The sequence below is a fragment of the Dysgonomonas sp. Marseille-P4677 genome (genome assembly GCF_016652235.1).
Taxonomy (GTDB): domain Bacteria; phylum Bacteroidota; class Bacteroidia; order Bacteroidales; family Dysgonomonadaceae; genus Dysgonomonas.
In genome coordinates this window covers 67,865-74,366 of the sequence record NZ_JAEPKU010000006.1, presented here as the reverse complement: position 1 = coordinate 74,366, position 6,502 = coordinate 67,865, and the positions used below count along the sequence as shown (strand labels likewise).

Genomic DNA, 6,502 nt, shown 5'->3' with positions numbered 1-6,502 from the left:
ATATAATTATATTTCGTAACCGGAAACATTATGGCATCATTTTTGTTTGAAATAATAGAATGAAGATTATTAAGATTTTCTCTGAAATATTTTTTAGAAATTAATCTTATATTTGTAATATACGCATAAAACATCAAATAAGACGGTTATGGAAAATAATTTTTCACCTAGAGTTCGCAAAATCATGACTTACAGTCGTGAGGAGGCCGGACGTCTGCAAACCAATTATCTTGCGCCCGAACATTTGATGCTTGGAATCCTCCGTAATGGAGAAGGATTGGCCATACAGGCATTGAAGGATTTTGGCATAGATTTGGTAGAATTAAAAGATAACATTGATAATAACATATTAAAGCAACAGGAGGATGCATATCCAAACAGCGAAATCGTATTAAATAAAAGTACCGAAAAGATATTAAAGATGAGCATATTAGAAGCGCGTTTGACTAAAAGTCAGGAAACTGACTCCGAACATCTTCTTCTTGCCATTCTTAAAGATCATGACAATACTACTGCAGCGCTGTTAGAAGAATATCATATGGATTACAACGGAGCTTTCACCTACATAAAAAGTATGGGTGATATAATGCATAACACAAAAGGAACTCCGCGCATGGGTGCGGACTTTACAGATGACGATGAGGAAGAAGATGAAGCGATAAGCGGCAACTCTAATGTTGGTACACAACAACCTCGTCAGGCAACCGACACGCCTGTACTTGATAATTTCGGTGCAGACATGACGAAAGCGGCCATGGAAAATCGACTAGACCCGATTGTCGGCCGTGAGAAAGAAATTGAACGGTTGGCACAGATACTTAGCCGCCGAAAGAAAAACAACCCTATACTAATAGGTGAACCCGGTGTTGGTAAATCAGCTATAGTGGAAGGGTTAGCACTGCGCATTACACAGAAAAAAGTGTCCCGGGTATTATTCGACAAACGAGTGATAGCTCTCGACATGGCATCTGTAGTAGCGGGAACAAAATACCGTGGACAATTTGAAGAACGAATAAAAGCCATACTGAATGAGCTATCCAAAAATCCGAATATAATATTGTTTATTGATGAAATACACACTATCGTAGGTGCGGGTGGCGCAACCGGCTCTTTGGATGCAGCAAACATGTTAAAACCAGCCTTAGCTCGTGGAGAGATACAATGTATCGGCGCCACAACTCTGGATGAGTACAGAAAAAACATTGAAAAAGATGGTGCTTTGGAACGTCGTTTCCAAAAAGTAGTAGTGGATCCAACAACTGCAGAAGAAACATTGCAGATATTAAATAATATCAAAGAGCGCTACGAAGAGCATCATAATGTAAAATATACAGATGACGCTTTAGTTGCATGTGTCAAATTGACCGATAGATATATTACAGATCGTAATTTCCCGGATAAAGCTATTGATGCAATGGATGAAGCGGGTTCGCGTATGCACATTGCAAACATACTTGTTCCTAAAGAAATCGAAGAAATTGAAGCAGAGTTAAAAACTGTAATAGAACAGAAAGGCGATGCAGTAAAAGCCCAAAAGTATGAGCTGGCTGCAAGCTTTCGCGACACACAACGCCAATTGATGGCTAAACTCGATAACGCAGAGGCTGCATGGAAAGCTTCGCTCAAGGAAAAGCCTGAAACTGTAGATGCAGAAATGGTTGCAGAAGTGGTATCTATGATGTCTGGTATTCCCGTACAACGAATAGGAGAGTCGGAGGGTATCAAATTAATAGGTATGAAAGATAGCCTTAAGGCTGCTGTAATAGGGCAGGACGAAGCTGTTAACAAAATAGTAAAAGCTATACAACGCAACCGCATTGGCTTAAAAGACCCTAATCATCCAATTGGATCGTTTATGTTCTTAGGACCAACAGGCGTAGGTAAAACATATCTGGCTAAGAAGATCGCCGAGCAACTATTCGACTCTGCCGATGCCCTTATTCGTATAGATATGAGTGAATACATGGAAAAATTCAATGTATCGCGCTTAGTCGGAGCACCTCCGGGATATGTGGGATATGAAGAAGGTGGTTTATTGAGTGAAAAAGTGCGTCGCAAGCCATATTCGGTAGTACTTCTCGACGAAATAGAGAAAGCCCATCCTGACGTATATAATATTTTACTTCAGGTAATGGATGAGGGACATTTGACTGACAGCCTTGGACGTAAGGTTGACTTTAAAAATACAATCCTTATCATGACTTCAAACGTCGGTACACGACAACTGAAAGACTTTGGTGGAGGTATCGGTTTCAATAAGCAATCAGCTGCAAATAAAGAATACTCAAGAAGTGTACTTCAGAAAGCTTTGAATAAAACATTTTCTCCTGAGTTCTTAAATCGTGTAGATGATATTATTACATTTGATCAATTAGATAAATCATCTATTGAAAAAATTATAGATATCGAACTAAAAGGATTCTACAAGCGTATGACAGAACTTGGCTATACCATAGAGATAAATCAAGAAGCGAAAGATTTCCTTGCAGAGAAAGGATATGATGTCCAATTTGGTGCTCGTCCATTAAAACGCGCAATCCAAAATTACATCGAAGATGAAATAGCTGAATTGATACTATCTGGTGCAGTAAAAGAGGGAGGTATTATAACCTTTGAAATAGATAAAGAAAATGATAAACTAAAAGCAATAGCTAAGTAGTCATTTAAAATATGCAGAAAAAAGGAGTGAATAAATATTCACTCCTTTTTTATTATAAATTTCGAGAATGCCTCAGCAATTCTTCTTTCATTATAGTCAGTTTCAAACCTACTAACTCACTAGCTATTTGGAAATCCTGACTATCATCTAACTTTCGATGACGTCGTACAAACTCATCCAAACTATCGGTATCCTGATATCCTTCAAAAATTAAATCTTTTGCTGATTTAGCTTTTTCAACGACCAAGGCTATTTCAGATAAGGAGGGAATAAGTACCAACGTCTGCAATGTCCTATCCAATAATTGATAATCGAGTGAAACTCCAAAATCTTCAGATTCGATAATTCGCAACCATTGTAAAACATTAAATACAGCTTCCTTTGTTACTCCCTCTATTTGTTTATAGTTTTTATCATATGTATCTTCCCTAATAGTCGATACGGTTCTGTTAAAGTCGTATTTCTCAGCTTCGTAATAATAAGCAACTGTCTTTTCGTCACAACCTGTCAATTCCGATATTTCCTTTATAGATTTTGCCTTGAATAAAAAGACACATCTCTCTACATCTCCGTCATTCGTCTTTAACATCTGCAAAGCTTCTCCGATAGGTATAGGGAGAAGTTTCCGTAGTTCTTTTATTTTATCCGTCATTTTTCAAATTTTGAACAAAGATAGTAAAAGCAATAAATACTATCTTTACAGTTAACCAAAACAATAAAGCAATGAACTCTCAATTCGATATACTATCTGCTATCTATAATGATACGAAAAATCAAAAATACGATTATGCAGTTCTTCCCTGGGGAGCGACAGAACCTCACAACTACCACCTACCCTATCTTACAGACTGTTATCTGGCTCACTATATTTCTGTAGATGCTGTGAAAGAAGCATACAGCCAAGATAATATTAGAGGCATGGTACTTCCCCCAATCCCATTAGGGGCTCAAAACCCGGGACAACGAGAGCTTCCATTCTGTCTTCACACCCGTTATGAAACCCAGAAAGCTATACTTACCGACATAGTGTCTTCTTTAGATTGTCAAGGAATACAAATACTTATAATAGTAAATGGACATGGAGGTAACAACTTTAAGAATATGATACGTGATCTTGCTGTTGATTACCCTCATTTCTTGATTGTAGTATCTGATTGGTTTGCAATCCCTCCTCAAAAAGATTTTTTTGAAGAGAAAGATGATCATGCAGGAGAGATGGAAACATCTGTATTGATGCATTACCGACCTGAATTAGTAGATCTGTCTCTGGCCGGTGAGGGAGCTTACTCCCCCTTCAAATCCGAATCGTTGCAAAATGGAACCGGATGGACTCCTCGTAATTGGGCTAAAGTATCGCAAGATACAGGCATAGGAAATCCAAAAAAATCATCAGCTCAAAAAGGTAAATTATGTGCCGAAGATGTTAGTAAAAAGCTTGCTGCTTTGTTTAGGGATTTAGTGAAGGGAGAGATATACTAGGACAACAATCTGTCTCTAAGATTTTAATCCTGAGACTATTTATTAAACATTGAGTTATATGTCTCTAATGTTTCGTATTTCTCATATCCTGTCAAATCCATTATCATGGTAGTTTCTATATACTCCCACTTATTATCTGTATATTTATATATATGCATCTCATAAGGCATAGACACAGCATATTCTCCTTTTGTAGAAGTCGCATCTACTTGTAAAAACTGAGAAGGGATAAAACGGCCTATAATATAAAAATCATTAGAATTCATACCAGACCTTAGCAATCCATCTATTTTCTTTACTGTAACATCATCGTAGTACATATTGCCTAATGAATCTTCCGACAGTTTTACACCATTCTTTTCCTCGAAGTTTTTATATCTCTCTAATATCTCTTTAGTTTTAGGAATATACAATATTGAGTATTGTCCCTCACCCTCTTTCATATATACCGAGGCTGGAATATCCATCATCAGATCTACTAATAATTCCTTGTCAAGGTCAAATCCGTTAGATATCTCGTTCTGAGAAAGTTCTTTTACAGGCTCATTCCCTACCTCTTTTTTAGATGCACCATTACATGAAACTAATACAATACACAATACACTTGACAATAAGACATTAAAAACCTTCATACGATATACTATTATTGAAATAATGTGTTTAGACTATTTTAAGGCACAAATTTACTATATTTATGTTTCAATACAGAACCTTATAATTAATTAATGTCATGAATAAGTTAAAAACCGTCGGTTTTGCCATCATTCCGGCTGCGCTATTCAACTACTCCTGCGGAAAGAAAAGTCCTCAAAATGAAGAACCACCAGTGCGCCCGAATATAATATATATTATGACGGACGATCATTCATACCAAACGATAAGTGCATATGGACATCCTTTATCCAAACTAGCTCCAACACCCAACATAGACCGTTTGGCCAATGAAGGAATGTTGTTTCAGCAAGCATTTGTTGAGAACTCTTTATCGACACCTAGCAGAGCATGCCTAATGACAGGCTTGTACAGCCATCAGAATGGACAACGACAACTTGGAAAGGGTATAGACTCCACTAAAACTTTTTTCTCCGAGTTATTGCAGCAAGCAGGATATCAAACAGGTGTAGTAGGCAAATGGCATATGCAATGTGAACCCAAAGGATTTGATTTCTATCATATACTATGGGATCAGGGGCAATACTACAACCCTGAGTTCAGAAGCAATAACACGAATGGAAAATACATAAAAGAAGAAGGCTATGCCTCTACCCTGATAACAGACCATTCGATAGAATTTTTAGAACAAAGAGATAAGAATAAACCATTCTGTCTGCTAGTTCATCATAAAGCACCTCATCGCAACTGGATGCCCGAACCTCAATATCTCGATCTGTACGAGGATATCAATTTTCCAAAACCTGATACATTTACAGATGATTATACTACACGTTGCTCACCTGCACATACTCAAGATATGACTATTGATAAAACAATGACACTGATATATGACCTCAAGGTACTCGAGCTGAAAGACACACCTCCATATAATAAGGAATGGAATAGAGAAGATATTGAGTATTCGTTAAACAGAATGACCCCTCAACAACGACAAGAGTGGGATAAAGCTTATCATCCTAAAAATCAAAAATTCATAGATCAAAATCTAAAAGGTGAAGAGCTATTAAACTGGAAATATCAACGTTATATAAAAGACTATCTACGCTGCATAAAGAGCATCGACGATCAGGTAGGCCGCTTAATAACATACCTCGAAAAAGAAGGATTAATGGACAATACGATCATAGTTTACACTTCCGATCAAGGTTTTTATATGGGAGAACATGGTTGGTTTGATAAACGTTTTATGTACGAAGAGTCGTTCCGTACACCATTGATCATGTGCTATCCCAAGAAAATCAAAGCAGGAATAAAGTCCGATGCCCTTGTTCAGAACATAGACTACGCTCCTACATTCTTGTCTCTGGCCGGAATAGAGAAACCTAAAGAGATGAGCGGAACCAGCCTCGAACCGTTATTTAACGGTGAAGAACCAAAAGATTGGCGAACAAGCTTGTATTACCATTATTACGATTACCCTGCAATCCACAGCGTACGCAGACACGATGGAGTACGTACCGACAGGTATAAGCTGATCCACTTTTACGGTAAAGGTGAAATGGCAAATGATAAGGATATAAACTGTAATGAACTATATGACTTGCAAAACGATCCGAATGAGCTGAACAACCTTTATGGAAAAGCCGGTTATGAAGAGATTACAGCCGAGTTGCAAACAACATTGAATAAATACAGAACAGACCTGAAAGTAGATGAATATTGATATAGTAAGCTCCTATTAGGAGCTTA

5 protein-coding genes are annotated in these 6,502 nt (G+C 37.5%); 3 read left to right on the top strand and 2 right to left on the bottom strand.

The features are described 5' to 3' along the window. Positions 1 to 148: 148 nt before the first annotated feature. A complete protein-coding gene (locus JGH11_RS02875) occupies positions 149 to 2,659 on the top strand; it encodes an ATP-dependent Clp protease ATP-binding subunit (RefSeq protein ID WP_201110062.1) in 2,511 nt (836 codons plus the stop codon). Positions 2,660 to 2,711: 52 nt separating this feature from the next. Here the strand turns inward: JGH11_RS02875 and JGH11_RS02870 are convergent, their stop codons facing one another. Further along, positions 2,712 to 3,311 (bottom strand): hypothetical protein, encoded by a 600-nt coding sequence (locus JGH11_RS02870; protein WP_201110061.1) that lies wholly within the window; start codon positions 3,309 to 3,311, stop codon positions 2,712 to 2,714. Positions 3,312 to 3,382: 71 nt separating this feature from the next. On the opposite strand from JGH11_RS02870, the gene JGH11_RS02865 reads away from it, so the two are divergent. Continuing rightward, positions 3,383 to 4,138: a creatininase family protein gene (locus tag JGH11_RS02865; protein WP_201110060.1), complete on the top strand. Its 756-nt coding sequence runs from the start codon at positions 3,383 to 3,385 to the stop codon at positions 4,136 to 4,138. 35 nt (positions 4,139 to 4,173) lie between these two features. On the opposite strand, the gene JGH11_RS02860 is transcribed toward JGH11_RS02865, so the two are convergent. Continuing rightward, positions 4,174 to 4,770, bottom strand: coding sequence for a hypothetical protein (locus JGH11_RS02860; RefSeq protein ID WP_201110059.1), 597 nt, complete (start codon positions 4,768 to 4,770; stop codon positions 4,174 to 4,176). A gap of 98 nt (positions 4,771 to 4,868) precedes the next feature. Here JGH11_RS02860 and JGH11_RS02855 point away from each other — a divergent pair, with 98 nt between their 5' ends. Next, complete coding sequence (locus JGH11_RS02855) at positions 4,869 to 6,476, top strand: sulfatase (RefSeq protein ID WP_201110058.1); 1,608 nt, start codon at positions 4,869 to 4,871, stop codon at positions 6,474 to 6,476. Positions 6,477 to 6,502: the final 26 nt, after the last annotated feature.